The following is a 25,845-nucleotide window of genomic DNA, read 5'->3' as shown; positions in this document are numbered from 1 at the left end:
CAGATTACATTTCTTCTTGCTTCATTAATAACCGCTTATACAGTACCGTGAAAAAGAGCAGGATCAAAAAAATGACTACAGCAATTGCCGCTCCCATCCCCATATCAAAAGAACCAAAGGATCTCTTATATGCTTCGACGATTAAGGTTTGGGTAGCATCTACTGGGCCTCCTCTCGTCAAAGGCCAAATAACCCCGAAAGAGTTAAACGTCCAAATGGCTGATAGAGTCGTAGCAACCAGAACAATAGGCTTAATGACCGGTAAAACAATTAAAAACAGTTGCTGTAATTCATTAGCACCATCCATGTTAGCCGATTCCTGTAACTCAACAGGAATTGACTGGAGCCCAGCAAGGAACATCATAGCCATGAATGGAACCCCAATCCATATATCTGTCACTGCAGTGGCAATAAAGGCTGACTGTTTATTTCCAAGCCATATTATAGGTTCTTGAATAATGTTGACTTGTGTCAAAATGTAGTTGATCATCCCAAATTGACCATCATAAAGCCAGCGCCAGGCGACTGCTGCCACGACCATCGGCGTTACCCATGGGATCATCAACAAGAGCATATAAAGCTTTTTGAAGCCTATATTCTTCGAAAGCAGCCAGGCGATACTAAAACCAATAAAGATTTTCCCCCCAACCGATAATAAGGTCCATACCGTTGTTCGCAAGACAGTACTCCAGAACTCAGTGCTGGTAAATAGGGTGATATAGTTTTCAACGCCAATAAACTGAATCCCAAGGTCAGGTCGTGTCAATAAATTCTGAGTGAATGATAGATAGATAACTCTCCCGACAGGGTATACAACCATAATCCCCATAAATATCGCAAGGGGAAGTAAATAGAGGAAAGGTGATTTTTCTGGCGAGAGAGTTAATCTTGGTTTCTTCCTTAAGCTAGGTTGTTTTTGTTTGGCAACTTGAAGTTCCAACCTTTAATTCCTCCTTAGGAAAAGATGATGAGAAAAGGCAGTTAAACTGCCTTTTCTTCCTCAACTGTTATTTTGGTTCAAGTTTTTGATCTTTAATTTCCTTAACTGCCTCTTTTAATGCTTTTTTTGGATCTTCATTATTCATTGCTTTCTGTACAGCTTCAGAAATAATATCCTGGAAAGGCTCCCAAGCAGTCGGCTTAGGCTGCGGTTCTCCGTATTGAACCATCTCTACAAAAGTCGAAAAGTACGGATCCTCATTGAAGAAAGGATCTTCAGCCTCGGCCTTCTGAATCGGTACTAGTCCATGCTCCTTATCATAGGCTAACTGTTCTTCTGCAGAAGTCATGAACTCAATGAGCTTCCAGGCAGCCTCAGGATTCTCTGTCTTAGCAGATACCATTAACGAATCGGAGACAAGGACGTTAGCCATCTTCTCTCCTTTCGGCAATAAGGCAGTCTTAAAAGGAGTACTATCATTATCAGGCTCCAATCCCATCATGGATTTCGCCCATGGACCAATAACAAACATAGCTATTTTTCCTTCTTTAAACAGAATTGGCAATTGTTCGCGATTGTACTCAATAGGATTAGGGACAACTTTATGCTTAGTATAAAGATCACGATAAAAAGTAAGTGCTTCAATTGCCTCTGGAGAATCCAGGACAACTTCTCCCTTAGCATTGAAAACTTCCCCGTTATTTTGGAATAAATAGTTGAAGTATTGATCGGTCGTTGATACATGCTTGGCTCCGGCGATTCCTAAACCATACATGCCTTTATTTTCGCTTTGAACCTTTTTAGCCGTTTCCACCAGTTCATCCCAAGTAGTAGGAGGTTCTTCTATTAAATCGGAACGGTAAATAAGTGATCTTGCTGAAAAAGCACGTGGAATAGCATAAATCTTATCTTGAAATTTAACATTCTCCTGAAGCCCATCATGGTACTCCTTCATTTTATCTTCTGCATATTCATCGAGGGGCATGATTCCTCCCATTTGCGCAAATGCTGGCATCCATCGGGTACCTGCATAGAACACATCCGGGGATTCTCCGCTGCTGAATCCAGTTACAAGCTTTTGATATGCTTCACCCCATCCAACTGATTGAAGCTCAACTTTGATGCCGGGGTTTTCTTCTTCAAATCTCTTTATCATCTTTTCAACCGGCTCCTTCTGGTTTGGTTGATCCAAGCCTGGTTGAAGAAAAGTAATAGTCTGTTCTTTTGAATTGCCCCCTGTTTCTTCTCCTTCTTTTGCAACTTTTTCTTCCCCACTACAAGCCGATAATACGAAAAGCATAGAAACCATCAACATCGTTAACCAGTATTTCACATGTATACCCCCTTATTTTATAAAAATTGTATCTATTTCAATTAATTGATACCGCTTTCATTTAACCTTAAATGGAAAAGTCAAATATGTCCTGAAGCGCTATGGCAGCTGCCCCCATTAACTGATAGTCCTCACCAAGAGTGGTAAGCTCGATCTCCAGGTCATCTGTAAATAAATCAAATGTATATTTTTTTACTTCCTCCCTGATAAATGAAACGAATTCAGTGTTACCGTATAGAGTATCCCAGCCAATCAATATGATTTCGGGATTAAATAAGTGTACTAATGTGACCAGGCCAGTAGCAAAATAGGAGGCGGTTTCATCCGCTATTGACTTTGCTAGGGGATCGTTCTCCTGCAGAGCCGAGAAAAAGATTCGCTGGTCAATTTTTCTAACATCATGGTTGGCCAGTTCCATAATCATCGTTCGCTTTCCTCTGGTGATTGCAGTTAACACCTTAGAGTATATAGCTGGCCAACTTACATAGTTTTCCAAACAACCTAAATTCCCACAGTCGCACTTAGTTCCACTTCTATTAATACTAATGTGGCCAAATTCTCCGGCCCCCCCATTCCGACCTCGGAACAGATTATTGTTCAGTACAATTCCTGATCCAACACCCTCTCCAAGCTGTATATAAATGATGTTATCACGGTCGCGATAATCCCCAAATTGCTTTTCTGCCAGGGCAATAGCATTTGCATCATTATCCAGCCATGTTTTGATACCTGTCTTTTCCTGAATGATATCCCTCAGTTTTACATCATGCAGCTGCAATTTAGAATTAAACCTTATCAAGCCTCTAACGGCATCGACAATACCAGGGACAATTATAGAAATTCCAATACAATTCTCTATATCAGATAATCCCTGTATATATGACTCAATGGTTGCAGCGGTAAAGTCGACCAAATCATTCTGGCCATATAATTCAATGGGAAATTGTTTTTTCTCCTTAACCTCAGCATCAAGGTTCAAATTTGCAATCATTATATTCGTGTTTGTGATCGATACACCGATGATATACTTACTATCCGGTACAAAATTCACCAGGATTGGCCTTCTGCCCCCGCTCGACTGTCCAGCCTCACCGTCCATGACCATACCATCATTAATTAAATCATTAACAGCAGAAGCTACAGTTGTTGGACTAAGCTTTGTCTTCTTGGCAATATCGCTTCTTGATATTGGGCCGGACTTTCTAATAATATCCAAGATAATACTTTGGTTGAGTTCCTGAATTAATTTTAAATCTCCAGTTTTTCTCATTTAATGACTCCTCTACCTACTAAGCTTTAAATCTCTTTTTCCAATCGACATAATAAGTACACGCATATTAAGCACCTTTTTGGATTTAATATCCATTATTAATGATTATTCACACTTACTTTCTCCACTGACTTTACTAACTTTCTTAAATAATAAAGGATACCAATAAAACATGCAATAACTTTTAGAATATTTTTAAAATATTTAATATTTAGTTAATAGACGATGGAACGGGTCTTAAAGCGGACAATTAGAAATTCAGCGCAAAAAAGCACGATGAGCGGTGTTAACTGCTCATCGTGCATATATATGGGAATTGCTTCTGCCAGCTCTTATCTATAATACCGATACTATTGTGACACTGAACAAGGCGGCTTTCACCCAATACTCATCACTCTTCCAGCAAACCAAAGTGACGGACAACCCTTTGCCCATAGCGGACATGAATTTGTATATGTAATAGAAGGAACCTTAACACTCCAAATAGGCACAAAAATAATCGAACTCCAACAAGGAGAATCCTGGTTCTTTTCAGCAAGTGAAACACATTACTGGTATAACCATACTGACCAGACTATTCGATTCTTAGTTGTTTCTTCTAGGTAAGTAACACAGGGACAGTTATGTGTCCAATGTAAAAAGAGTAAGAAAACCGTTCCGATTTATGCTGCATTTCTTATAAAAGACAATGAAAATGGCGTGTAAACTGACACCAGTTTTGACACGCCACTTTTTAATATATGTTATTTTCGCATCTAAGATATAAACAAGCTTATTCAACATAATCCTCTTCAACTTTAGTTAATTACAGGAAGGCTGCCCCGTTTGTTTTATAACAAGTTCTAGAAAAACCGTTAATACTTCCATGATCACAGCACTCGTTACTTTAAAATTCTTTTACATTCGATATTCATTAAAGATATCTTGTCATAATGGCTTGTTATTTATATTCGTGATTTTAAAAACTGCCCGTTCTGCTGATAGGAGTGCACCTTCAAGATGTCCGCCATATTGTGAGTCAGTCTCTGTACCAGCAAAAATAATATTCTTTCCCCATATCCCTGCTTTGGGTGGTTGACCATATCTTGGAAAATCTCTAAGCGGATCTAAATCTTCCTCAACAGCCGTATTGAAGTCACTTGACCAATCCTTGTATAGGATAGCCTTTACGTTTTGGGCGGAGTTTCCAAAGAGTTTAACCAATTGATCAATGACCAATTTCAGAACCATATCTTCTCCCAGTTCTCGGCGCTTTTTTGCTGGCATTCCGAAGAAACCAAATAAGGCACCAGATCCTGTTTCAGGAGAAGCATCATGGATTTCTTGTAAGGGTCCAACCCAGCTTGTTGCGAATCCAGAGAGGCCTGATTCCCTCCAAAAGGGACGATCATAGATTGCAACTGCCTTGGCCTGTCCTGCCATCCATGTCGGTTTACTTACAAGATCATTAATTATATTGGGAGGGAGAGAAGGAGAGAATTCAATATGACGTGCCACAATGCGAGGCGGTAATGCTAGGATTACAGCACTTGCCAGTACTTTTTTTCTCTTACCATCGGCTAGGTCTGCTTCAACCATGATCGCACCGGCTTCATCAAGTCGAATTGCTGTAACTCTCGTATTTAGCTCGATTACCCCCGAAGGAATAGTATCTGCTACTGCATCAATAAGAGATTGCACGCCTCCTATGATACGCATCGACTTGTCACCCGAATTTTCTGGCATCACATAACGCTCGGGTGCTTGGTTTGGGGAACGCTCTGCAAGCATTACCCCTTTGTTGTACTGAACGAAAGTTTCTAAATTCAGTTCTTTAACAAGATTGGTAATAGTGCTCTCGTATTGGGGCCAGAACCATGTCGGCCCAAGATCAAATTTGCCCAGTTCAGGTCTGTCTGGCGCAGAAGTGCTCAAGACCCTGCCGCCAATTCTATCTCTGGCTTCTAGAACCAGACATTGGACCCCCTGTTCACTAAGTAGAGACGCAGCCCGAAGGCCACTTAAACCAGCACCAACAATGACTACAGGATTGCTCACATTCTTTCCTCCTTCTGATTGTGGGTAAGATGTATAAAAGCACTTATGACAGACGTCTTCCTTTTTGTGCCACTCACTTCTCAATTAACCGCGTTCTTATATAAGATGCTGACCTGCCTCCAAAATTAGTCGCATGGTGTCGTTGTTTTTGTCATACATCAACTCTCCATCAAAAGATTTATAAACTCAATTATAGAAACAACAGTTTAATAGATAAAGTAAATCTAAGCCCCTATCTGTTTGGATAAGGGCTTAGACTAAAAAACATAAGCAGCTGTATTTTAAGCAAAACAGCTTAGTTGTATCAATAGAATAATGGAGATGGTGCGATAACGCAAATTATCTCAGCCTAGCTGTCACTCCGCCGTCTACAGGTAATACCACTCCTGTTAAGAAGGAAGCTTTATCACTCGCTAAATATAAAATTGTCTCAGCTACATCGATTGGTTGTAGGGACGGTTCTCATGTCCCATTTAGGCGGCGAAACATGCAGTGGCGTTCTTCCTCAATCCCACAAACTGTTATTTAAAATACTTTCCACAATCCAAAAGAACTTCTTCCATCTTTAAACTGGCATTCTCAGAAATACTTTCTATTAACAGAAAAAAGAGCCCTAAGGCTCTTTTCCGAGATTCTCTAATAAGGACTCGTAGCTGTAAACGTAAACGGTACATTTGCTCCTGAATATAATCCTACATACACATAGCGTGTGCCGCCTGGAATGACTCCTGCTTCGTTAGCCCCGGATGTGGCGACACTTCCAATCAGCTCAAAGTTTTTGTTGTAGAAGTAGACATCATAGTCATATGATCCATCATTGCTTCCTTTTAGTGTGAAGTTATGGATCCCATCGCCATATTGCTCTGGAAGGGTAACAACATATCCATCTACACCTTGGGATGCTGGCTCTGGGTTTTGCGTAGTCACGAACTCATTCTCTGTGACGGCTAGTGTCGCTGGTACACCTGCCAGACTTCCAATTCCTGTTCCTGCGTTGCCTGCCTGCACGGTGCCATCCGAAACAAACGGTGCTTCTGGTTCTAGTTTAAGCGGTTCAATCTTTGATTTTTGCTCAGAGAAGGCTTGCACCTCAGCTACTTGAACAAAGCCTTTGGTATTGTCCTGCGCATCATGCGCGATAAATTTAAGATATTTTGCCTCTACTGGTTGTGGAAGATCAATCCCCTGGTAATGAAGGTCAGCTACCGTTGGCCTTGGCTTTCCAGCTTCAAACTTCCCTTTCCAGACGGTTGTGAAGTTTTCCCCGTCAATTGACGTCTGCAGACTGAAGTTTTTCAGTGTGGCAAATCGTGATCCAGAAATGTCCTTCATGGCACTCACTTGAACATGGGAAATTTCCACTGGTTTATCTCCTGCAAGGTCAACGATGAAGTTCGCGCCAAGGAACCCATTTTCTTGCGTATTTGAGGCAAATACACTTGCTTCTGTGTCGTCAATCGCAAACTTAATGGGGTTGCTGTCTGATGATCCGGATACACTGGAAATCGAAGCTCCGTTAAAGGATGAGGCGACGTTTGGTCCAATTGTAAACGTCAATCGGTTCTTCTCCCCTGCCTTGATGGCTACATCACGAATGGTCCTCGATCCAAAACCTTTTGCCTGAATCGTAATGTCATAGATTCCTTCTACAATATATGCCCCGAAGTCTCCCTTTTGGCCCGATACCGCAAGTGGACTTGTTCTTGCTTCGAACTCACCAATGATGATTCGTGCATCCTGGATCGGTTTATTTGTAGCAGCGTTAACCACCTTTCCAATCAACTGGCCATTGCGCTGTCCATCTGGATGGTTGAATCCTGGAACTGGGTCTGTATCGTCTCCGCCTTTAGATAATGCATTTGCTCCTAACCCGCGCTGTGCGAATGCAGTCCATAAAGCATCATAGTGCTTTCCATCGTATCGTTCAAAATCAGCGGCAAGTATCGCCGTTCTCATGTCTTCCATCGATGGATTCGGAACAGAGATTGGCATGGCATCCATAACAAGATGCTCGATGACAGATTCTGCTTCCGCTTTCCCAATGCTATCAATCAATGTGTCTCTTACATGCCATAAAATAGCTGCCCAAATGTCGCCGTCAGAGTGAACCTCAGGCCCTCCAACATCATATCCAATATCTCCATAGTTGTAAGGAGCCTCATCAAGTGAATAACTGCGGATGCCTCGTTCAGCATTCCCAGTCACATAGGCTCCCACAACTGGCTTTTCCTGAAGGCCTTTTTTCGCCAAGTAGTGCATTCCAAAGAAGTCTCCCCAGCCTTCGCCCATTGAACCTGACTGGTGGCTGCCGAGTGCTTCTCCGCCTGCTACGAAACGATTCGTCAATGCATGGGCATATTCATGATAAATAATCCCAGCATCAAAATCACCATCTGCATATTGTCCTTCAAATGCCCCTGGGATTGGCTCCCAAAGGAACATTCCGCTCCACGCCGGAATCCCGTCAGGAAGCGTCAGCATGTAGGCGTTATCGCGTCCTGTATACGTTGGCGCACCGCCTGACAGCGCTCCTGCCTGGACAAGACCTAAGATTGCATCCCCGTCCATTCCGCCTTTTCCGTAGTTTGAAAGCTGAAGGTTCCCGGCTGCTTCTGTCCATCCAAGGTTGTAGAAATAGTCGTGGAATAGATTATGATGATAGAACAAGTTCGTCGCAGCACTGTTTAAATCCTCTGCATAGGATGGCGGTGTCGTTTGCCCGTTTGTTTTTTGCCACGCGTTTTTAAATAAGTAGCTAAAATCGCCGTCTAACGCAAGAGGACGAACAGCCTGATCGGCCGGGACTAAAAAGTTGCTCCAGTTCGCATACGAGTTGGCGTTGTTTCCAAATGTCGTCAATCCCAAGCTTGTTCCCGGAATAAGCCAGCCTTTTGGTGACGCCTTTGGATCTCCTTTAAACGACTTCACAACCTGAGTTCCGCCGGCCGGTGCACCAGGGTAGTTCTCAAAAATGAGCCCTTCAGTTTCTAATAGAGTTTCAACGAGGGAACGTTGGTATAAAAGCTTGCCATTCGCTGCATCGATCACCATCTCAAAGCCTTCATTCAGCTCCTTGATGAAAAGTACTCGGTAAGCTGGCCGGACACCATCCTCGTTGATAAAAGTTGCTTTCTTTACACGCTGCTCAGCCGGCAGCACATCTCCTCCGGCAAAAACTGACCAGCCTTTTTCAGTACTTAACAGCTTTGGAACAAAGCTTACGTCTGGCAATTTTAACTCAACAGCTTTGTATAAAGCATCTGCTTCTGAAAGCTGAAAATCTGCGATTAAACCTGTTGCACGGCTTAGATTTCCTGCTGCGGACAGGATTTGGCCATCTTTGTTTACCGCGATGATCACTCGTCCTCCGTAAGCCGACTCAATGCCATCAAATGTTTGCTGCAGGGTGACTGGACGCAGCCCTGTTCCCGGCATTTCGAAATTTTTACTTACGACAAATGAGTCGATGTCTGAGGATTGAAGCCCAAATAGCGCCGCATTTTGCTTTAACCAGTTGCGTGCAATTGTCTCGGCGCTTTCATTAGAAGGAGCGGATAAATATCCCTGTTCCTTGATAATGGTCGATGGGGTACCAAACAGGGTGTTCCACTTAATCTTCGTTCCTGCTCCCACTGATTGTACGAGTGTGTTAGCGGCAGCAAGCTGTTTCTGGGTCGGCAGAACACTGTTTACAACATTTCGGACATCATACAGATGAGACTCATGATCCTCATGGATTCCCTCTGCGGTCACAGGCCCTGTTACCTGATCAGCATGAATTCCGCTTGTTAACAAAACCTGGCCAGCAAGCAGCGTCGAACATACAGCCGTCATGAGCTTTCGTTTTTTCATCTACGCTAAACCCTCCTTGGAAAATCTTGTTTCAAGGAAAGAATACGTTAGCCTCATTCCTTTTACCTCCGCTGCAAGGGCAAAATACATACTATAGGTCATTAAAATACTACTAAGACACTATAGAGAATAGGACTTGTGGATGGGACGCGGTGACTGTTCTCATGTCACAAGAATTTACTTGTTCCGTGGAGATAAAAAAAGAGATAAGCTGATAGCTTATCTCAACTGTTCGGCCCTTGAATTAAATTGCATATTCACGGAACCTCAAAACCTTGATGTGAAATGATTTATCATTTCAGGATGCAATGGAACAGCCCCCAGGTCCTTAACCTAAATGACATTTATTTCTCCTGGGTGACCGGAACGGTTCCTCTATCCCCCAGCTTTTCCCTCAGGGCTACTTTCTCCCATGCAAATGTAGATAGTTCACTAGCCCATAAACCGTATGTAAGCTTTGATGGATGTACCCCGTCACTGAAAAAATCCTCTGCTTTCAGGTTCATTCTGGTTCGCCAATCTCTTAGCCGGATTTTCTTTTCATTGTAATGAACTCCATTGAACTTTGAGACCGTAGTCAACAATTCATTCCCCAATATATCGACCAAATTCCCGATGAAAACTCTGATTAAGAATGGAAATGCCGGAAAGTCTTTGATCGGCGGCATATTGGCAAACACGATGGGCACATCCTCAAACTTCGATCTCAAATCTGTAACTAGGTACTCTGATTGCTTTTGCCAGGACCACGGGTTATTTAGTGTAAAGGCATCATTGGCTCCAAGGCCGATCACTACCAAATCCACTTTATTGTTTGGAATCACCGGAACAATCTTTTCTCTGATCTTTTTTAGCGTATAGCCGCTTTTTGCATACACTTCCCAATGGACCGTCGCATTCGTTTTTTCTGCTAATTCTTTTGCGAACACACCCGCGAACCCTTCCTCATGATGATTAACCCCCACACCGGCAATCGAACTCTCCCCCAGAAAAATAACCCGAAACTCTTGATCACCTTTATGATTCACCATGCCTGTATTCCCCTTCGCTTCTGGTAACCGAGGCGTACTTGCTCTGACCCTTTTTCCTTGAAAATATAAAAATGGCAAGAAAGGAACCATGATGATACTGCCGAAAATGTATAATAATCTCATATTTCTTTTAGATCCTTTCACTGGGTTTGTAAGGACACAAGTAACGGTCCTCTTGTCCCCATAACTACTTTTCCCTATCAATCATCGGCATTGTAACCTACCCCTTATTCATTATTAATAAAGTTTTGTCTCTCCAGGTAATTCAGCACTGTTTGTGAAAATTCCTGATGCGATTCCTTCGTATACTTGGCTTTCGTATAAATCTGAGCAAGATTCTTTAGAAGTAGAAGCAGAGGGACGTACCCTTTGCTCCATTTAATATATTTGAATTACGAGACACAGGGACGGTGATGTCTCATTCGTGAACCGAAATAATTATAGAAGAGCCTTGAGTATTCTTGTTTGAGTTCATGCCGTACGAGACTGTGCTAGAGATTACATGGTTATATTTTTTCAATTCACGAGACGCCGGAACCGTCCCCCTGTCTCACTTTAAGCCCACCAGTCGTTCCTTCCAATCTTCGATATGCTGCAGTCTCGTCTCCTCATCTGCACCTGCCGGGAACAGGAAAGGTTCTAAGACGGTCATCCCACAATAGTAAAGCTTCTCGTGCTGAATATTGAACAAACGCTCTTCGACTTTGCCTTTTATTCCGGTTTCTCCATACTCCGCCAGATCCTCTGCTCCATGAGTCAAAGATACGATGGCCATTTTCCCTTTCAAGTTCCCTTCTTCATAACGGCCTGGACCGTAGGCAAAGCTGTACGAGAAAACTCGATCAAACCATCCTTTCAATATTGCAGGGGCATCCGTCCACCACATTGGATATTGAAAAATGATTAAATCTGCCCAGGTTACTAATCTTTGCTCTTCGACAATGTCAGCTGCAAAGGTATTATTTTTCAGCGCATGGTATTGTTCAGATATATAATTGAAACGGTTTGGATTTTTAAGTACAAGGAAATCGTCTTTATCTGCAATTGCTTTAAATTTCTTTTTATATAGGTCCGATACTTCTACCTTATGGCCATTCTGTTCCAGGATTCCAACCGTTATGTCTTTCAGTGCCCCGTTCAATGATTGTCCGTCCGGATGGGCGAATACGATGAGAACATTCATTTTCTAATCCCCTTTAAATTTCTTCTTTTTTGTTTGTACAGGAAACCCTCTAGCTTTTCCTTTTCTTACATATTCTATATCACAGGTTTCGTTCCTTCTTTCGGACATCAGGACGGTTATTAGAGGCAGAATAATATAAAAGGAATGATTCTTCTTGTTTCTCGTAAAAAATGATGCCCCCAACCAAACGCATCAAAATATCCTTACAATTCTCGAGACGCCGGAACCGTCCCCTTGTCGCATAATGCATTAGCTCCCCCCTTCGCACCAATCATTAAAAAGGTTTTTTCAAGTATTTAGCGAATTCTAAAATATAATGGAAAGGAGATGGAAAAAGTTATGGTTAAAGATAGTAAGGCTACGGAAGTGAAGCGCTACACAATACAGCAGTTCTATGGATCAGAATCGATTACGGGTAATTCGATTTCATCGGATGGAAGGAAAGTTTTGTTTTCAGGAGACAAGACTGGGATTTACAACGCATATTGTGTTTCGGTTGAAGACGGTGTGAGGACACAACTGACGCATTCTGAGGATAATGCAGTTCTTGTCGCTAGCTACTTTCCCGATGATGACCGCTTTTTATTTTTAAGCGATAAGGGCGGGAATGAAATCCTACATATTTATGTAAAAAATGAGAATGGAGAAGAGATTGACCTCACCCCAGGAGAGAACGAGCGTGCGGAATTTTACAGCTGGAGTCAGGACGGAAAAAGCTTTTTCTACGGGTCCAATAAACGGAATCCTAGTTACATGGACGTCTATGAAATGGATATTGCCACTTTTGAATCTACTTGTATTTTTACGAATGATGAAGCATATGAATTTGGGTCCATCTCCCTGAATAAGCGGTTTATTTCCTTAGGAAAAATGAACAATGCCAATGATTCCAATGTTTACATTTTTGACCGGCAAACGGAGAAGCTTATGCATGCCGCACCGCATGAAGGAGATATCCGGAACATCCCACAAGCATTCTGCAGGAACTCCGAGAACCTTTATTTCCTTGCTGATGAAAATGAAGAATTTCTATATCTGAAGAAGTATCATATCCCTACAGGTGTAACAGAAGATGTTGTGAAGGAAAATTGGGATATCATGTTCACGCGCTTCTCCAAACAGAATACCTATATGGTTTATGGAGTTAATCAGGATGCCAGTACTGTCGTGAAGATTCTTCATCTGGCCACTGGAGAGTATCTGGACCTGCCACAACTTCCGGAAGGGCAAATTTTGGACTTAAAATTCTCGGCGGATGAGAGTCTGATGACCTTCTTGTTTAATGGCCCAAATTCGCCCACTAATTTATATAGCTACGAACTTGAAACATCTCAATTAAAAACGCTCACCGATACCCTAAACCCGGAGATCAGCCAGGCAGACTTGGCGGACGCGGAAGTGATTCGCTACCCTTCCTTTGATGGATTGGAGATTCCGGCAATTTATTACCATCCAAATGTGAAGGCAGACGAAAAGGCTCCGGCACTTGTCTTTGTCCACGGAGGTCCCGGCGGGCAGTCAAGAACTGATTACAATCCGCTTTTGCAATACCTGGCCAATAACGGCTATGCTGTTCTGGCAGTAAATAACCGCGGCAGTTCGGGGTACGGCAAAACCTTCTTTAGCGCGGCCGACCTGAAGCACGGAGAAATTGACCTTGAAGATTGCATCCAGGCCAAGAAGTTTTTGCGGGAGCAGGCTGATATTGATGGAGAAAAGATTGGCATCATTGGCGGAAGCTACGGCGGCTATATGGTTCTTGCCGCGCTGGCTTTCAGACCTGATGAGTTCAATGTCGGGGTGGATATCTTTGGAGTCTCAAACTGGGAACGCACGCTGCAAAGCATTCCGGCCTGGTGGGAGAGCTTCCGAGATGCCCTTTATAAAAAAATCGGAAACCCGTATACGCAGACTGAATACATCCGAAGCATCTCTCCATTGTTCCATGCTGACAAAATCAACAAGCCGATGATTGTTTTGCAGGGAGCAAATGACCCGCGTGTCCTGAAGGTCGAGTCCGACGAAATCGTGGCTGCATTAGAAAAGAACCATGTACCGGTGGAATATATCGTCTTCCCTGATGAGGGCCACGGGTTTCTGAAAAAAGAAAACAGGATAAAAGGCTACCAGGCCGTCCTCGATTTTGTGGAACAATATTTAAAACGATAATACTAAATAGAATCGTCTGGAATGACTTCCAGGCGATTTTTTCATTACAAATCCCCGAGACATTTGACACATGGACGGCGATGTTCTCCCTTTAAAGTTGAGATCGAAAAACAACCGGTTTGGAAACCAATGTGTGGCAATCCTGTACGGAAGCAAAGCTTAAATAAAGTCGCCATTGCCGATAAAAAGAGAACGTGAAGAAGCTCGGTGCTTCAGTAGTTATCATTACCAGTGCTGGATATCCATATATATAGTGTAAAAGCTAACGGGAGTAGAAATCATTGGACCAACAAAATAGCAGGTTTAGGTGGGTTGTATTTGTTTCCGTATTGTTAACATACTTATTAATGTCGAGCCAGCGAACAGCTCCGGGATTGATTACAGAGCAGGTGATGAAGGATTTTCATGTCACAGCAACAACGATTGGGTTACTCACGAGTATGCAATTCTTTGTTTATACGAGTCTGCAAATTCCAATGGGGATATTGGCTGATCGGTATGGGCCGAATTTTTTTCTGATTATAGGTGCAATCGTTACTGGGTTAGGAACGATCATTTATAGTCTTGGGACACATGAGGTTGTCTTGTTTTTTGCCAGAATCCTTACGGGAGTTGGCGATGCGACTATTTGGGTCAATTTGGTCTTGATTTTAAGCCAGTGGTTTAAAGGAAAGGAATTTGTTAGATTGATTGGTTTCGCGGGAATGACGGGAAGTCTAGGATTCCTTCTAGCGACAGTTCCTTTCTCCGCATGGATTGACTTACTTGGATGGAGAGCAGCATTTTTTTCTGCGGGGATCGCTTTATTTTTATCCGGAATTCTTCTATATATTGTACTGGTAAAGAAACCAAGACAACTTTTTCATAATGAATCGGTAGCTGTAAAAGATGAAATTCTACGTCAAAACATTTCGATGTTACTGAAAAGAATCGTTTTGAATCGGCAGGCATGGGCTTTATTCTTCTGTCATTTTGGAGTGGTTGGCGGCTATGTGGGCTTTATTAGTTCATGGGCAGTGCCCTATGGGATGAAAATGTATGATCTGACTCGATCAGATGCCAGTCAACTTATAATGGTTGGGCTTATAGGGGCACTTATAGGGGCCCCGCTAACCAGTTGGATTGCAAGTCGGCTTGGAACAATCAAGCGTCCTTATGTAATTGTTCATTTTATTATTTTAACAAGCTGGTCTGCTTTCCTTTTATTCAAAGGGAATCCGCCATTTTTCATGCTCGTTATGCTTTTCTTTATCATTGGCTTTGGATTTGGAGCAAGTGCCTTAACTTTTGCTGTCGTTCGCCAATCCTTTCCTGTTAGGGAATCTGGCCTTGTATCTGGTTTTGCGAATACCGGTGGGTTTCTAAGTGCTGTTTTACTGCCAGGAATTTTCGGAAAAGTATTGGATCATTTTCAGTCTGTTTCAGGCAGTATGACTGAAGGATATTCTTATGGCTTCATCATTCCAGTCATCTTTTCTCTAATTGGCTTGTTTGGAGTGAGTACTATAAAGGAAATGCGTCAGATTGAATCGGGAGAACCAGAATCCTGAGAGGTATACTTTTTTCCAGAAATTAAGAACATGGCGACCTGGACATGTCCATGCTTCTTCACTTCAAAATGGCTAATATCGTCTTCTTAAAATCATCATAAACATCTGACCAAAGAGCCGGTTCCTCTGTATACCTTTTTCTTAAAGAACCAAAGGCCATTTTTTGTTTCTCCGCAAAGGAGGGATCCTCTTTTGGTGGCAATGCCGCACGAACTTCATCAACGATTTGCTGAGCTTTGGGAGCACGAGGCCCCCACTTTCCAAGTAAATCTCCTTGGTTATTAAAGATTAAAATCATTGGAATCGCACGTCCACCGTTTGTTAAGTGGCGATCAATCAAATCTGTATCTGCATCTCGCAATGCGACGCGCATTTCAATATCTGCAGCTTCAGCCAATTTGCGAATAACGGGATTAATCATCATCGCATCTCCACACCAATCTTCCGTAATCGTCAGGAAATGAAGTTTATCTTGTTTTAACTCTTCAGCGAATCCATCTGCAGGGAGATGAAATTGTTCATAAACAGCAAAACTTTCCTCTTTTAACATGCCCATTTCATTCATATAAGTTTGAATGGGTCTTCCCTCTTCAAAATACTGTTGTTCTGTTTTCATCTAAATTCCTCACTCATTTCTTTATTAAATCCGTCTGGTAATGTAACGCAGGCACCCTGACGACACCCCCTTCTTTCACCTGATCCGGACTATCTAATGATATTTAATTCTATCTAGTCGAAGCATTAATCTTATTTTATAACGTTTTTCTAAATGAATAGCACCATTTATCATAATCTAATTTCTCTTCATAAAAACGGTGAGCTTTGTCTCGCTGAATTCCTGATTCTAATGCCACATATTCTGCTCCATTTTCTTTTGCCCAGTTATGTATATAACTTAATAATTTCTCTCCAAACCCAGATGATCGGTAAGCAGTATCCGTTACCAGATCATAGATAAAAACATGACGTTTATTATAGAAGTTAACTCTCCAGCTTAAACCAGCTAAGGATACGATCCGATTATCTTTATATAAAGCATACAAAGAATATCCATCTTTCCTCATTTCTTCTAGTAACTCCAGGTATGTCTTTTGAGTCAGCTCAGTTCGTAACTGATTCATAATCGGAAAGGCTTCTAACCATTGTTCTTTATCCGTTAATTCTTGTATTGTTTCTGCCGCAGAATTCACATTTACACCCCTGAAAATTTTTTAAACAAATTCTATTTCTAAACTCATAAATCCTTCCCAACTTAAGCACCAGGAAGTAGAACACCGACCAATATGATTATAATGGAACTATCTTACTACAGTTAAAACTGTATGCTCAACATTGCTGCTATCCCCCAGCTTTTGTAACTGAGGAACAACGAATTCGGGTACTATTTTGTATTTATCAAGTTCATTGATCTCAATCCATTTGTGAATATAACCGTCTTCCAATCCTTTGAACTCATGTTTATGGTCAACTAATTTATGATGTTCAGGAATTTCCACAAGGTAATGCATACCTAATTCCTGAATTTTTTTATCCTCTGCCTCTAAAAAATACTCCACTACCCAGCAAAGTTTCATATGGTCTACTTGTAAGCTAAACTCTTCCATTAACTCTCTTTTTAATGTCTCCTCCGTCGATTCAAAATGCTCAACTCTTCCTCCTGGTAGAAACCAATTTTCACTTTGAACCGGCCTTTGAAATAGGACCCTACCATTATGTTGAATAATGGCAGCAGATCTTAAATGAAAGCTTCTATTTTTATCAATTGAGAACTTTATCATCATTTTGTTTTCACCCTTTGGCTTCTAAATATAATGCCGCCTTACTTTTAACATTAAAGATATTTTCAAAATTAAAATTCGCTAAAAGAAATAATTACCCCTTCTCTCAACTTCGTACAATGCAAAAATGTCACCGTTGATGGGTGACACTTAGCCCTAAGATCTTCTCTTTTTAACGGGTATAAATAAATCAACTTTGCATTTCCCTTCAGGATCTTCGGAAGGGTTATTCATATTGAATTCCAGGTTATATCTTTGGTAATCGGCTGCATAGTCGCTATTTGGCAGCCATTCGCCAAATATGTATTGATAAGCAAAATTTAGCTTTTCAGGTTTTTCATAAAAGGAATACAAGGCGTAATGCCCGCCTTCCAACTTCCTGAATTTCATCTCTTTATGATTTTCTTTTTCAAATCCCTCAGGTAATGTAACGCAGGCATCGTGACGGCAATCCTTGCTTTCCACTTGCTCCGGATTATCTAATGATATACCGATAAATGACTGTTGGGGCGGGTATAGTCCATTGCTAATCGCCCAATTGATCAGCTTTCCCCAGTGCTCTTGGGGCTCAAAGTAACTCCCCGTACGTCTGATATACGCTATTTCCGTTTCAGGTAAGTTCTTTATTAAGATATGCATTTTCACTACCCCTCGTATGGAAAGATTAGGTCGCTAAACATTTCAGCAAACCAGCAATGGTTTTGCTGTCCCCAAAAATGACTTTTCCTTATTAGTCCTGAGCACCATAATTCCCTCATTCATTATTCATAAAGTTTTGTCTCTCCAAGTACTTCAGCACCGTTTGTGAAAATTCCTGATGCGATTCCTTCGTATACTTGGCTATGGTATAAATTTGAGCAAGATTTTTCAACCCTAACTCTTCAGTCATTTCTTTAAGTCTTGGGACGGCCATGTAGCGGTTCCATCCCTTTTCATTTCGATCTTTGTAGATTTCCAGGATATCTTCATCCGAATAATCATGATACTGATCGTAATGAACAAGTCCATGCATTGGCAGCCGATCACGCGAGGCAGGATTTTCTGCTGGATAACCTAATGAAAAACCAACAACGGGTACGACATTTGGCGGTAAGTTCAGCAGTTCACCAATTTGATCACAATTCGCAAGCGTTGAGCCCATATAGCATACGCCAAGTCCCTCATTTTCAGCTGCTAGAGCACAGTTTTGTGATGCCAAAGCTGCATCAATGGCCCCGATCATAAAGCTCATGTAATTATCAAAATGGACAGGTGCATCATTGAGTGCAAGCCATTTTCTCATTCTATTAAAATCAGCACAGAATGTTAGAAGGATCGGCGCATCCACAACCATCGATTGCTCCATATGAGCATTGTATAATTTTTTCTTAAGTTCTTTGTCTTTCGTGACGATGATCGAATACGTCTGCATATTGCCGCTTGAAGAGGCACGAATACCCGCCTCTAAAATTCGGTCTAGCAGATCTTGGCTGATTTCCATATTTTCATATTCTCGAATCGATCGGTGCCCGTGGATAACATCATTCAATTCCAAAATAATCACTCCTAAATATCGGTTATAGACAAAGGGACGGTGATGTGCACCTTTAGATCCTTACAATTCGCGAGACGTCGGAACCGTCCCCTTGTCGCACCCTTGTCGCAATTGCTCCAAAGCTTCACTAACTGTCCAACTTTGATGTTCGTGAAATAAGTTTTTTATAGCTTTTGCTACATTGAAAAGAAAGTAAGTAAACAATTAGAGTTTCTACGAATGGCTGATTTATTTCCAACAAAGAAATTGCTGCTATAGAGTCTTATTGTCACTACTCATCCTTATCTAATTTTATTAATTAGCTCTATATATTGTAAATCTCCGTAACCAATGGATGGGAACAGTTCAAACAACCTTTTGATTAAATCTTTTGTCGGTAAATCTTTATTTTTATGAATATATTTTACCACTGCATTATCTTCGTTCAGCATATCTAAATATATGTTTATTGCTTGATACATAACCGGTATAAGTTCATTAGATGGCTTGGTATGATTGACCAACACCTCTTTATATACTGAATAATAATGACCTAATTTAAGTTCAGTTTGATTAACTTTAAATTCATCCTCTCTGAAACTATTTAAGAACACTTTTCCCTCATATCCGGACTGTTCAAGATAGGCAAGAATGGAAAGCAGGTTCATTTGACAAAACATGTCTTCACCAAACCATAGTACGATACATTCATACTTTTTAGTAAAAAGATTGGCCAAAGGAGCGATCACCTTTTTAATATATCCCTCTGCTGATTCACGATGACCAGCAGCTCGGATATTTATAAATTCTTCATCAAATAGTTGTTCAGTAGTCGCATTGACACACATCGCTTCATTAAATGGAGCATAATCAGAATCTCCCATTAATCTGTTATTTTTAAACTCCTCATACATAACTTGACCATTCAAGATATGCAGCACGTCTTTGTCAAACAACTCACTTCTATTCTGTTGCAACTTTTCAACCTCAATTTTTCTAGAAATATTCATTTTATACCATTCCCCATTTTTATTAATCGTGAGTTTAACAACTGACTGAACAGGAAATTTGTTAACTTGATATTCTTTAGGATTGATGCCAAAAATATTTTTAAATGCCCTGCTATACGCTTCTTGTGAAGAATAATCATAATCAAAGGCAACATCAATAATTTTCTTATTGTTCGCCAAGTCTTCCGTAGATAAATACAATCTTCTAAGAAGAATGTAGCGCCTGATACTTATTCCTGTAACTTGGTGAAACTTAAATGAACAATAATAAGGGGAATATCCCATATAATTAGATAGTTCATTTAAAGAAAATTTGTTTTTCAAATTAGCTTCAATCCAATCAATCATAAGCTGTATCTGTTCATTCATTTGTCTCACTCCTCCATTAAATAATAAGAGGGATTCGTTTTTATTTTTTGATATTTCTTGTGTTACATCATCTAACCATTACGTAAATGCTTAGATAATGCTTCCATTTTAAACTGCTCATTATTTAAGAACAATTTTTATTGATAAATTTTCAATCTTATATAAAATTATGTTGAATTCAACTGCTCCTTTCGAATTATTAGATTAGCCCACCAATTAAGTTATAAGGGTTTACTTCCCAAGTTTCATAAGGGATAAAGTTGATTGCTTTTATAGAATCAAGGGTACGAGATTTCATAAGCGGGCGAGTTTTGTAATGATCTATATTTTCTTCGGTAAGTTTAATGAATTTAGCTTCTTTGATTTCTTCTGGTTGAATTTTTATTTCTCCGCTTACAAATTTCGCCTTAAACACCACTGATAATAAATGTTTTGTGGCATTATAATATACCCCTGTTATTCCAATAGGTGAGATAACTATTCTTGTTTCCTCTAATATTTCTCTACATACAGCTTTATCAAGAGGTTTTCCTTCTTCCACCTGTCCTCCTGGTGCTTCCCAAGTATCAGACCGCCAGTGGGTCTTGACTAATAGAGCCTCTCCATTTTCATTAGTAACATAAGCAGAAACTGCAATGATATGTCTTGGTGTGGTGTGCATCATACATTCCCCCAAATTTTGTTAATAACAGTTTCTTGATAAACAATGAAAAGTCCTTGTTCGGAATAAAATAAAAAAGGTGCCTAATCCTCTTGGATCATAGCACCCGCATAAGATTCACCTAATTTCATTAATGGTAATCAACTTCAACTAGGCGATATCCTCTTAAAGCTATCAGCCTATAGGTAAAAAAAGAAAAAATATCATCCTGATCAATAGACTAAGAGCCTTACCTAGTCAAAACATAATATATAACATAGAACCAGCTAAAGAACCCATGAATGATTGCCCAAAGAACTGATTTATGAATACTCCAGGATATTGTTATGGCTAAAGCAGAACCAAAAGTAATGGCACTTTTAGAACCAGTTGGAACATTATATCTTTTTTCTTTCCTTTCTTTCATTCCCCCAACCCCCATTTTCTGAATCTATATTTCTTTTTTAATATTTATTCATCATTGAAAGAGGTTATTCTATTCAACTATTAATATGTATTCACAGTTCAACTAATCCCGGCTAATAAGTAATTCCCACCTTCAGGGAATAACAGGCTTTAGTTGTATAAAGATTATGTCGGTAAACATTTTCATAAAAATCCCTTCTCAATTGAACCTTCCCTGTTAGCATAATAAAAAAAGCACCAATCCTTCACTGGATCAATGCTTCCCGTTAAAGTATCCAATTGCGACACAGGGACGGTTCTTACGTCCCTAAAATTACATTTTCCAACTATTCCGGGGACACCACAACCGCCCCCAAGTCCCAAACTTCATCCAGGTACTTCATGGTGTTATACCCGGTAATCCGAAGTTTCATGGAGGTCTCGCCAATGCCTTCTACCCGCATGGTCTGTTCTGTGACGAAATAGCGGGGCTGCTCCAATTTTTCATAATCGACAGGGCCTTTATGCGGATCGTATACGACGCCGTCTTTGTCAACGAGGACTGATTTGGAATCCATATGCGTTATATTGGGCTGTTGGTCAATCTCGTCCACAAAGTCGATCTGAAGTGATTCATATTCGCGATTCTTCAGTTCATCACTTTTTATAATAATTTCGGCAGCCTGACCGGCTTCGACCTTATCGATGCTGATGGTACTGCCTGCATATTCAATCGTCTGCGGGAATTTTTGATTTCCGCTTAATTCGATGCTTTTATGATCTATAATCGATAGATAGATGGATTCTAATTGAGCTCTGACTTCTTTTGGTTTCTTACCATAAAGCGGGTCGAAATAGGCTTGAAAAGCAGTCCAGGCACTGTCCAGCTGATAGTCCATAAAATGGCTGCCATATTGTTCAGCCTTCACTTTTTTGTTGTTTACTTCAAGAGATTTAAAATTAAGAAAGTCGATCCGCTTCTCCGGCTTTTCTGTATTGATGCCAAATTGTAAAACCGTTGCGGTTGGAGCAACGATCAATTTATCAAATCGGATCGGCACACCCTCGAGTTCTTTTTGTTCATTGATTGCGTATTCTGTGGAAGGCTGTTTGGTTGCCGGGAACTCGAAATTCCATTCACCTGTTTTATGTTGACCGGAACTAAAACCAAATGACAGTGAAGGATCATCAGTCAACTCCTGAAGCTTTGTGATCTTCAATTTGATGACCCCTTGATCTTTTTCAAGCGGCCTTAGTGCAACCTTTCCGTAAAACACATTTTTCTCTTTTTTGTTCATTTCCGCCTCTACATCAGGAATCGAAAAACGTGGATATGTTTCTCGTTTCATAATGTCAAATTCGTTCACTACGGAAAGTCCATCCTCCAAACTCATGAAATATTTCTTGTCTTCCTTCATATTATGAATTTCATAGAAAACAAGCGTCTGGACCTCATCTGCAACTACGCCCTTGATCTTTACCTTCACACCGTCATTTGCCGCTTCCAGACTCAACCTTTGGCCAAAGCCCTCCTGAAGGAAGCCACGCAAATGCACATCATCTTCCGCCCATGCATAGTAGACCTTAGGAAACGCACCGGTCATGAAACCAATCGCCATCACGAATGCAAAAGCACTTGCGAAAACAAGAGCCCATTTTTTATGCTTTTTCCTCTTCTGTTGTCGATGCTCCTTCTTATCGGCCAGCCTCTTCCGAACGTTTTCCATTAATAGAGGCGGCACACTCAGGTCATTCACTCCCTCAGCAAAATTCAGGCTGGTCATCCCGACTTCCTGGAAGCTTGCCAGATCTGCCTGGCATTCCGGACAGTTATAGAGATGCATCTCAAACTCAATTTTCGCCGGCCGTTCCATCGATTTTTCCAGGTAATCAATATAATTCTTCTGGTACTCTTTACAGCCATGATAGTCGGAACCATACAATTGTTTTCTGGCAGACTGAATCCCGGAGAACAAAAGGTCTTTCATTTTAACAGCTGAAATGCCAAGGAATTCTGCGGACTCCTCCAGTGAAAATCCCAAAACATATGTAAGAATCAGTGCTTCCTTTTCCTCATTCATCAGTAGATTCATTGCCTGAAATACATCCTGGCGCGGTTCTGTTTCCTCTGAAACTTGTAAACTTGAATCTCGAGAAAGCACACGGGCGTTTTCAATGAACATGGAAGTGACCCACATCTTGTATGATGGATTCCCTTTATACCGAGGCACCTCTTTATGCACTTTTAGAATCGTACGGTAAAAAAGCTCCTCAATTTGCTGCTGGTTTTGAAGATAGCACCTGCCAAGTGTATAGAAATATTCCTCATACCGCTCAAACCAGTCAACAACAGACTCAATCCCCTTCTCTTGAATCGCCGCTGTCGTAATCGGTTCCATTTTTTCCAGGATCATCAATATGTATCCCCCCGTTGGGACATAGAGACGGTTCTGAGGTCCCAATATATCCCGAAGTTGGTTTTTGAATAATCAATTAATTTTAAAAGAACTTTCCCCTAAGAACAGCACGCCATAACTTTCTTTAATTCTCCCTGACCCAAATCTCTCCTTCTCGGATCTCATACTTTACGTTCGCATCATCCAGACGCTGTATTTGGTTATCTGTTCTGTCTGTCCAGTAAATAGAGGCTTCCTTCGTATTGCAAGCTGCCAAAGTTATCATTACAAAAAAACTTATCGTTAATTTCTTCTTCAAGACGACCATCCCTTTATCATGAAACACTACTATTCGTCATTTCAACGATACCACAAAATGGAAGAAGGGGACATAGAAACTGGGCAGAAGTCTCCAGTAATATTCTGAACTTCGGTCACGCAGAAAAGCAGCCGGGATGATGCTCCTGGCTGCTCTATTTTCATATTCATCCGGCTGAACGATATTATTGATTTCAGTCCGCCTTGCCGACTTTAGAGAGCATAAAAAAGAGGATAGACAAATGTCTATCCCCCATTTAAAAATCCACCGCGAGAACCTTGCTAAGCCTTATGGATTTTAATCTTATCTTCATTCTTTTTACGGAGATCTTCCACAAGCTTGCTGATTTTCTCATCTTTCTTTTGTGAGAGAACTTGCTGCTCAAGCTGTGGTTTTATCTTTTCGAGTTCTTCCGGTTTTTGCTTTTGGGTTTCTAATTGCTGTTTGTATTGATCATACATGGCCTGGATTTCTTGTTCGCTTGCTTCTACCTTGCCAATCTTGCTGTCCAAATATTTTGTGACCGTCATTTGCTTTTTCAGCTGGCCCTTGAGCTCTTTCTCGGTCAATTTGTTCTTTTTCAACGCATCTTCAAACTGTTTTTCATCTCCGAAGTTGGTTTTGATCTTCTCCAGCTCTGCATCCACTTCTTTTTGCTCAATGGAGATGCCGTCTTTCTCAGCTGTCTGGAGAAGCAGCTCTGCATTGATCATTTGATCAAGAACGGACTTTTCGAGTTGTTCCTTCATCTTGCTATCCATCTGATCCGCCGGCATGCCCTGCTGTTCGTAAGAAGCTTTCATGGACTCCAGCTCTTTGTTATATTCTTGTTTTGAAATGCCTTTTCCATCTACTGTTGCAACCAAATCTTCTTTATTTTCTTTCTCAGTATTCCCTTTCGAACTATCTTTGCTGCATGCACCAAGGACAAGCACAGCTATGCTCAATAAAAGAATCCCTGTAAATATACGCTTCATCATAAATAAACTCCCCTTTCAACCAACATGTCCGTCATACTAACACATATTCTATTGAATAGGCAAGCCTGAGGCAGAGGGACGGTTCTGTCCCATTCGGCAGACGAAATAGTTAGTCAGCAAAATAAAAAGTACCCCGAAGGATACTTAATCATATATTCTAAGTGGTTCAATATTACCTTTTAATACTATGGTTGCAGAATCATGAACCATATTGATTTTGTCTACGATATATTCTTTCTTGTAGATCGTTACAGTATTACTGGCCCTCAAAGCTGCAATATAATTCTCCCAATATTTTACATGGACACTTAAGAGACATTTGTCTTTGAGGTAATATTCTATTCTGTTAGAAACGTGATTCAACTCTACACCCTCATTTGATAGAGTCTATGAACCATGACATCTAATAATGACAAGCTGTTGAACGTATTCTTAGCAACAAAAAAGGAAGCAAAGGGTACGTCCCCTCGCTTCCCCCTCGCTTCCTTTGCTTCTTATTTCGGCAGCAATACTTTATCAATGACATGGATGACGCCGTTTGATGCGGCTATGTCAGGTGTTACTACTGTCGCATCATTCACTTGAACTGGATCGAGTGAAATGGTGACATTTTTCTTCGCTAATGTTTCTGCCTGCATGCCTTCTTTCAGGTCCGTTGACATCACCTTGCCTGGAAGTACGTGATAGAGCAGGATATCCTTAAGGTCATTTCTTGCTAACAATTCGTCAGCTGTGATGCCCAAATCCTTTAGAAGCTTGTTGAATGCCTCATCTGTAGGGGCGAAAACTGTGAATGGTCCTTCGCCTTTAAGAGTTTCTACTAAGCCGGCCTTTTGCAGAGCTGCCGCTAAAATTTTGAAATTGCCAGCCTCGACCGCCGTATCGACAATGTCCTTTTTTGTTCCCTGGTTGTCCGCTGCAAACCCAGTAGTAGCGATTGACATGACCATCAAGACCATGAGAAGAACCGCTGTAAATCTTTTCTTTGCCATTTACGATCTCTCCTTTTTTAAAGGCGTATCACTCTGTAAGTGTTACAACCTTGTTTTTACAAATGGTAGTATTCGTAC

At 41.0% G+C, this 25,845-nt stretch carries 24 protein-coding genes; 3 read left to right on the top strand and 21 right to left on the bottom strand.

The features are described from left to right. Positions 1 to 4: 4 nt before the first annotated feature. The 3 genes from M3204_RS21460 to M3204_RS21450 all read right to left on the bottom strand — a co-directional run bounded on the left by M3204_RS21460 (position 5) and on the right by M3204_RS21450 (position 3,543). Positions 5 to 940, bottom strand: coding sequence for a carbohydrate ABC transporter permease (locus M3204_RS21460; protein WP_251487616.1), 936 nt, complete (start codon positions 938 to 940; stop codon positions 5 to 7). 67 nt (positions 941 to 1,007) lie between these two features. Further along, positions 1,008 to 2,273 carry an ABC transporter substrate-binding protein gene (locus tag M3204_RS21455; protein ID WP_251487614.1) on the bottom strand — a complete coding sequence of 422 codons (1,266 nt, stop codon included), beginning with the start codon at positions 2,271 to 2,273 and terminating at the stop codon, positions 1,008 to 1,010. 67 nt (positions 2,274 to 2,340) lie between these two features. Then, the gene (locus M3204_RS21450; protein WP_251487611.1) at positions 2,341 to 3,543 is read right to left on the bottom strand and encodes an ROK family transcriptional regulator; all 1,203 of its coding nucleotides are present in this window, start codon (positions 3,541 to 3,543) and stop codon (positions 2,341 to 2,343) included. Positions 3,544 to 3,927: 384 nt separating this feature from the next. Between M3204_RS21450 and M3204_RS23925 the strand changes: the two genes are divergently transcribed. After that, the gene (locus M3204_RS23925; protein ID WP_353056060.1) at positions 3,928 to 4,149 is read left to right on the top strand and encodes a cupin domain-containing protein; all 222 of its coding nucleotides are present in this window, start codon (positions 3,928 to 3,930) and stop codon (positions 4,147 to 4,149) included. A gap of 321 nt (positions 4,150 to 4,470) precedes the next feature. Here the strand turns inward: M3204_RS23925 and M3204_RS21445 are convergent, their stop codons facing one another. From M3204_RS21445 to M3204_RS21420, 6 genes are all read right to left on the bottom strand, one after another. After that, the gene (locus M3204_RS21445; RefSeq protein WP_251487608.1) at positions 4,471 to 5,580 is read right to left on the bottom strand and encodes a flavin monoamine oxidase family protein; all 1,110 of its coding nucleotides are present in this window, start codon (positions 5,578 to 5,580) and stop codon (positions 4,471 to 4,473) included. A gap of 339 nt (positions 5,581 to 5,919) precedes the next feature. Next, entirely contained in the window at positions 5,920 to 6,024 is a 105-nt protein-coding gene (locus M3204_RS21440; protein WP_353056059.1) for an SDR family oxidoreductase, read from the bottom strand. Positions 6,025 to 6,216: 192 nt separating this feature from the next. Then, positions 6,217 to 9,432: a M36 family metallopeptidase gene (locus tag M3204_RS21435; RefSeq protein ID WP_251487592.1), complete on the bottom strand. Its 3,216-nt coding sequence runs from the start codon at positions 9,430 to 9,432 to the stop codon at positions 6,217 to 6,219. 344 nt (positions 9,433 to 9,776) lie between these two features. Then, positions 9,777 to 10,463 carry an SGNH/GDSL hydrolase family protein gene (locus M3204_RS21430; protein ID WP_251487590.1) on the bottom strand — a complete coding sequence of 229 codons (687 nt, stop codon included), beginning with the start codon at positions 10,461 to 10,463 and terminating at the stop codon, positions 9,777 to 9,779. Between the two features lie 550 nt (positions 10,464 to 11,013). After that, complete coding sequence (locus M3204_RS21425; protein ID WP_251487587.1) at positions 11,014 to 11,646, bottom strand: NAD(P)H-dependent oxidoreductase; 633 nt, start codon at positions 11,644 to 11,646, stop codon at positions 11,014 to 11,016. A gap of 79 nt (positions 11,647 to 11,725) precedes the next feature. Further along, the gene (locus tag M3204_RS21420; RefSeq protein WP_251487584.1) at positions 11,726 to 11,896 is read right to left on the bottom strand and encodes a hypothetical protein; all 171 of its coding nucleotides are present in this window, start codon (positions 11,894 to 11,896) and stop codon (positions 11,726 to 11,728) included. Positions 11,897 to 11,985: 89 nt separating this feature from the next. Between M3204_RS21420 and M3204_RS21415 the strand changes: the two genes are divergently transcribed. Together M3204_RS21415 and M3204_RS21410 are read left to right on the top strand one after the other, a co-directional pair. Then, on the top strand, positions 11,986 to 13,815 hold the full coding sequence (locus M3204_RS21415; RefSeq protein ID WP_251487581.1) for a S9 family peptidase: 1,830 nt from the start codon (positions 11,986 to 11,988) through the stop codon (positions 13,813 to 13,815). A gap of 281 nt (positions 13,816 to 14,096) precedes the next feature. Beyond that, a complete protein-coding gene (locus M3204_RS21410; protein ID WP_251487578.1) occupies positions 14,097 to 15,365 on the top strand; it encodes an MFS transporter in 1,269 nt (422 codons plus the stop codon). Between the two features lie 58 nt (positions 15,366 to 15,423). Here the strand turns inward: M3204_RS21410 and M3204_RS21405 are convergent, their stop codons facing one another. The 12 genes from M3204_RS21405 to M3204_RS21350 form a co-directional block, all read right to left on the bottom strand. After that, entirely contained in the window at positions 15,424 to 15,981 is a 558-nt protein-coding gene (locus M3204_RS21405; protein ID WP_251487562.1) for a thioredoxin family protein, read from the bottom strand. Positions 15,982 to 16,117: 136 nt separating this feature from the next. Continuing rightward, the gene (locus M3204_RS21400; protein WP_251487557.1) at positions 16,118 to 16,555 is read right to left on the bottom strand and encodes a GNAT family N-acetyltransferase; all 438 of its coding nucleotides are present in this window, start codon (positions 16,553 to 16,555) and stop codon (positions 16,118 to 16,120) included. 108 nt (positions 16,556 to 16,663) lie between these two features. After that, positions 16,664 to 17,146: an NUDIX hydrolase gene (locus tag M3204_RS21395; protein WP_251487554.1), complete on the bottom strand. Its 483-nt coding sequence runs from the start codon at positions 17,144 to 17,146 to the stop codon at positions 16,664 to 16,666. A 153-nt stretch (positions 17,147 to 17,299) separates the two neighbouring features. Continuing rightward, the gene (locus M3204_RS21390) at positions 17,300 to 17,782 is read right to left on the bottom strand and encodes an AraC family transcriptional regulator (RefSeq protein WP_251487551.1); all 483 of its coding nucleotides are present in this window, start codon (positions 17,780 to 17,782) and stop codon (positions 17,300 to 17,302) included. Between the two features lie 115 nt (positions 17,783 to 17,897). Beyond that, positions 17,898 to 18,686: a nitroreductase family protein gene (locus M3204_RS21385; RefSeq protein WP_251487548.1), complete on the bottom strand. Its 789-nt coding sequence runs from the start codon at positions 18,684 to 18,686 to the stop codon at positions 17,898 to 17,900. A 272-nt stretch (positions 18,687 to 18,958) separates the two neighbouring features. Then, entirely contained in the window at positions 18,959 to 20,035 is a 1,077-nt protein-coding gene (locus M3204_RS21380; RefSeq protein ID WP_251487546.1) for a helix-turn-helix transcriptional regulator, read from the bottom strand. Between the two features lie 199 nt (positions 20,036 to 20,234). Beyond that, the gene (locus M3204_RS21375; RefSeq protein WP_251487543.1) at positions 20,235 to 20,699 is read right to left on the bottom strand and encodes an NUDIX hydrolase; all 465 of its coding nucleotides are present in this window, start codon (positions 20,697 to 20,699) and stop codon (positions 20,235 to 20,237) included. A gap of 226 nt (positions 20,700 to 20,925) precedes the next feature. Beyond that, positions 20,926 to 21,102 (bottom strand): hypothetical protein, encoded by a 177-nt coding sequence (locus tag M3204_RS21370; RefSeq protein ID WP_251487540.1) that lies wholly within the window; start codon positions 21,100 to 21,102, stop codon positions 20,926 to 20,928. 325 nt (positions 21,103 to 21,427) lie between these two features. Continuing rightward, positions 21,428 to 23,494, bottom strand: coding sequence for a DUF4179 domain-containing protein (locus M3204_RS21365; RefSeq protein ID WP_251487665.1), 2,067 nt, complete (start codon positions 23,492 to 23,494; stop codon positions 21,428 to 21,430). A 127-nt stretch (positions 23,495 to 23,621) separates the two neighbouring features. Beyond that, a complete protein-coding gene (locus M3204_RS21360; protein ID WP_251487536.1) occupies positions 23,622 to 23,795 on the bottom strand; it encodes a hypothetical protein in 174 nt (57 codons plus the stop codon). A 281-nt stretch (positions 23,796 to 24,076) separates the two neighbouring features. Beyond that, positions 24,077 to 24,775 carry a SurA N-terminal domain-containing protein gene (locus M3204_RS21355; RefSeq protein ID WP_251487532.1) on the bottom strand — a complete coding sequence of 233 codons (699 nt, stop codon included), beginning with the start codon at positions 24,773 to 24,775 and terminating at the stop codon, positions 24,077 to 24,079. 494 nt (positions 24,776 to 25,269) lie between these two features. Then, complete coding sequence (locus M3204_RS21350) at positions 25,270 to 25,767, bottom strand: fasciclin domain-containing protein (RefSeq protein ID WP_251487530.1); 498 nt, start codon at positions 25,765 to 25,767, stop codon at positions 25,270 to 25,272. Positions 25,768 to 25,845 lie beyond the last annotated feature (78 nt).

Origin of the sequence: Mesobacillus subterraneus, assembly GCF_023715485.1 — a bacterium.
In the GTDB taxonomy this organism is placed as follows: Bacteria; Bacillota; Bacilli; order Bacillales; family Cytobacillaceae; genus Mesobacillus; species Mesobacillus subterraneus_B.
This window is presented reverse-complemented; position numbering and strand designations above follow the sequence as displayed.

Excerpts from the sequence above, each read along its gene's own strand:
- M3204_RS21450 (WP_251487611.1), bottom strand. The coding sequence starts at position 3,543 with ATGAGAAAAACTGGAGATTTAAAATTAATTCAGGAACTCAACCAAAGT.
- M3204_RS21435 (WP_251487592.1), bottom strand. The coding sequence starts at position 9,432 with ATGAAAAAACGAAAGCTCATGACGGCTGTATGTTCGACGCTGCTTGCT.
- M3204_RS21430 (WP_251487590.1), bottom strand. The coding sequence starts at position 10,463 with ATGGTGAATCATAAAGGTGATCAAGAGTTTCGGGTTATTTTTCTGGGG.
- M3204_RS21425 (WP_251487587.1), bottom strand. The coding sequence starts at position 11,646 with ATGAATGTTCTCATCGTATTCGCCCATCCGGACGGACAATCATTGAAC.
- M3204_RS21420 (WP_251487584.1), bottom strand. The coding sequence starts at position 11,896 with ATGCATTATGCGACAAGGGGACGGTTCCGGCGTCTCGAGAATTGTAAG.
- M3204_RS21415 (WP_251487581.1), top strand. The coding sequence starts at position 11,986 with ATGGTTAAAGATAGTAAGGCTACGGAAGTGAAGCGCTACACAATACAG.
- M3204_RS21405 (WP_251487562.1), bottom strand. The coding sequence starts at position 15,981 with ATGAAAACAGAACAACAGTATTTTGAAGAGGGAAGACCCATTCAAACT.
- M3204_RS21395 (WP_251487554.1), bottom strand. The coding sequence starts at position 17,146 with ATGATGATAAAGTTCTCAATTGATAAAAATAGAAGCTTTCATTTAAGA.
- M3204_RS21390 (WP_251487551.1), bottom strand. The coding sequence starts at position 17,782 with ATGCATATCTTAATAAAGAACTTACCTGAAACGGAAATAGCGTATATC.
- M3204_RS21380 (WP_251487546.1), bottom strand. The coding sequence starts at position 20,035 with ATGAATGAACAGATACAGCTTATGATTGATTGGATTGAAGCTAATTTG.
- M3204_RS21375 (WP_251487543.1), bottom strand. The coding sequence starts at position 20,699 with ATGATGCACACCACACCAAGACATATCATTGCAGTTTCTGCTTATGTT.
- M3204_RS21370 (WP_251487540.1), bottom strand. The coding sequence starts at position 21,102 with ATGAAAGAAAGGAAAGAAAAAAGATATAATGTTCCAACTGGTTCTAAA.
- M3204_RS21365 (WP_251487665.1), bottom strand. The coding sequence starts at position 23,494 with ATGATCCTGGAAAAAATGGAACCGATTACGACAGCGGCGATTCAAGAG.
- M3204_RS21355 (WP_251487532.1), bottom strand. The coding sequence starts at position 24,775 with ATGATGAAGCGTATATTTACAGGGATTCTTTTATTGAGCATAGCTGTG.
- M3204_RS21350 (WP_251487530.1), bottom strand. The coding sequence starts at position 25,767 with ATGGCAAAGAAAAGATTTACAGCGGTTCTTCTCATGGTCTTGATGGTC.